Source organism: Mailhella sp. (assembly GCF_057866825.1).
The window spans coordinates 1-2,244 of sequence record NZ_DBMAHT010000206.1; the positions used below are offsets into that span (position 1 = coordinate 1).

Here is a 2,244-nt window from a genome sequence, read left to right on the forward strand (position 1 = left end):
GACCCTTTCTTCGCCCGCCTTTCGGCATTCGCAACAAATAAATCAAGGGGGCTCGGGGGAAATTATTTCCCCCGGCGGGGCGTGGGGCGGAGCCCCGCATACCAAAACCACCAGCCTGCGTTATTTCTGGCTGACGTCGGACCAGGACCAGATGACGCGGCCGACGATGGATTTTTGCCAGTCGCCGTCGAAGTCGTCCATGAGGCTGAGGACGCGGGGCGGGTTGTCGGCGGCGTTGTCGGAGTAGTAGGTGATCTGGTAATCGCCGTTGTGCTTGTCTTCGACGGAGACGCGTTTAATCATGCCGGAGCCGTCCTGGGGATCGAGGACGAGCATCATGCGGCCGGGGGTGAGAACGTTTCTGTCGTCCCTGTCGACGAGCACGATGTCGCCGGGATGGAGCACGGGCTCCATGGATGTGGAATTGGGGCCGATCTGGACGGCGAGGAGGTTGCGGCGGCGCATGACGGCGGGCTGATACTTGTACACGAGGAACCAGCTTTCGACCTTTTCCTGCGGAATGTAGCCGGGGCCTGCGCCGACTTCGCCCACGAGGGGAGCGGCCCAGTAGTCCTGGGCGTCCGGGGGCTGGATGTTCTTTCCGGCGGGAACGACTTCGGCGTCCACGAAGCAGACGGGGCGACCGGCTTCACGTTCCGGGGAAGTGAACGACACGCCGAGCTTTTCGAGAACGGGCTCCATGGAACGGAGGGAGGGCACGCGGGTTTTCGACTTGAGCCAGGCGTACATGGTCTGGTAGGGGATGTCGAAAAAGCGCGCGGCTTCACGCAGGTTGCCGTTGAAGTCGCGGGCAACCGCCTCTTCCAGAATGCTGAGAGCGGACTCGACGAGTTTCATGGCGGCATTATACCGATTTTTTTTGCTTTTGCAAAATCTGCTTTTGTAAAACTTTTTACTTTACATTTATTTACATTTGTAGATAAAACAGAAGCGTGGCCGAAATTGCGGTGCAGGAAGGGCTGCGGGGCTTGAGCCCGGGCCCCGGTCACGGCGGCCCTGCGCAGCGCGTCTTCGGTGGCGGCCTGCGTGTGATGGGCGGTGAAAATTGAACGTTGCGGAGGCGGCCTCGAAAGCGCGGAGCCGCGTCGGAAATCAGGCTGTGCGCCGTTGATGCCGCCATCGCCCGCAAAGGGGCGGGGCGGGCGCGTCGGCTTCAACAACGGGCGCCGTTGCGGCGAAGTCCGGACGCTGCGGAATCTGACGTGCCGCTGCGGCGTGGGGCCATCTCTGACGTTCTTTGCGGAGGCGTCATCCTGTGGCGTCGGCCTTCGTCATTCAAGGGGCCCACAACTGAGGAAACATCCGCAGGCATCCGCGGCGTTCATGGCGGAAGCGGTTTCGTTGCCCGCGAAGCGCGGAACTGAGGAAACATTCGCAATCGTCCTCGCAAGGGGCGGGAACCGCGTCGGGAGAATCGGGCTGTGCGCCGCCGATGCGTCCATTGCATGCAAAAGGCGGGGGCCGCGTCAGCTTCAACCATGGACACCGTCGCCGCGAAGTCCGGAGGCTGCGGAATCTGATGTGCCGCTGCGGCGTGGGGCCATCCCTGACGCTCTTTGCGGAGGCGTCATCCTGTGGCGTCGGCCTTCGTCATTCAAGGAGTCTCCGCGGCTGCGTATCAACGGCGGAACCTTTCTCACACGCTGCGGAGGTCGAACGCGGCGGCCTGCGGCGACATCGGCGGCATCGGTCGCGCTGTCGTTTCGGACGGGGAAGCGTCCGGATCAAGGAGTCGGAAACATGGCGGAATATAGAACCTTGCGCATGAGCTTCTGGAACGATCCTTACGTGGAGGAACTCGGCCCGGAAGGGCGGCTTTTATATTTGTACCTCATCACGTGTCCGCACACGAACAGCCTCGGGGTGCTGGAAGTATCCACGCGGCGCATGGCCTACGAAACGGGGCTGTCGCCGGAATCGGTGGAAGCGCTGATTGCCGAGGCGGAGCGCGCGGGCAAGCTGGTGAAGGACGGCACGCTGCTCTGGCTGGTGAATTTTGTGAAGCATCAGGCGTCGACGTCGCCGCGGCTGGTGCAGTCGCTGCGGGGCTTGTGGAAGCGTTTGTCGTCGGCGCGCATCCGCCGGGCGGTTCGGGAACGGTATCCGGAGCTGTTCGGGCCGGGCGCGGCGGATGTCGGGCCCGGGGAGGGGGTAGATACGGTGTCCGACCGTATGGATACCCTGTGCAGGGGGTCGATTAAAGAGGAAGAGGAACAGGAAAAA

At 62.6% G+C, this 2,244-nt stretch carries 2 protein-coding genes; one reads left to right on the forward strand and one right to left on the reverse strand.

The window, feature by feature from the left end:
* Window positions 1–120: 120 nt before the first annotated feature.
* Window positions 121–858 carry a S24 family peptidase gene (locus ACZM96_RS10725; RefSeq protein ID WP_489489046.1) on the reverse strand — a complete coding sequence of 246 codons (738 nt, stop codon included), beginning with the start codon at window positions 856–858 and terminating at the stop codon, window positions 121–123.
* Window positions 859–1,761: 903 nt separating this feature from the next.
* Here ACZM96_RS10725 and ACZM96_RS10730 point away from each other — a divergent pair.
* On the forward strand, window positions 1,762–2,244 hold a 483-nt coding region (locus ACZM96_RS10730; protein WP_489489047.1), incomplete at its 3' end, for a hypothetical protein.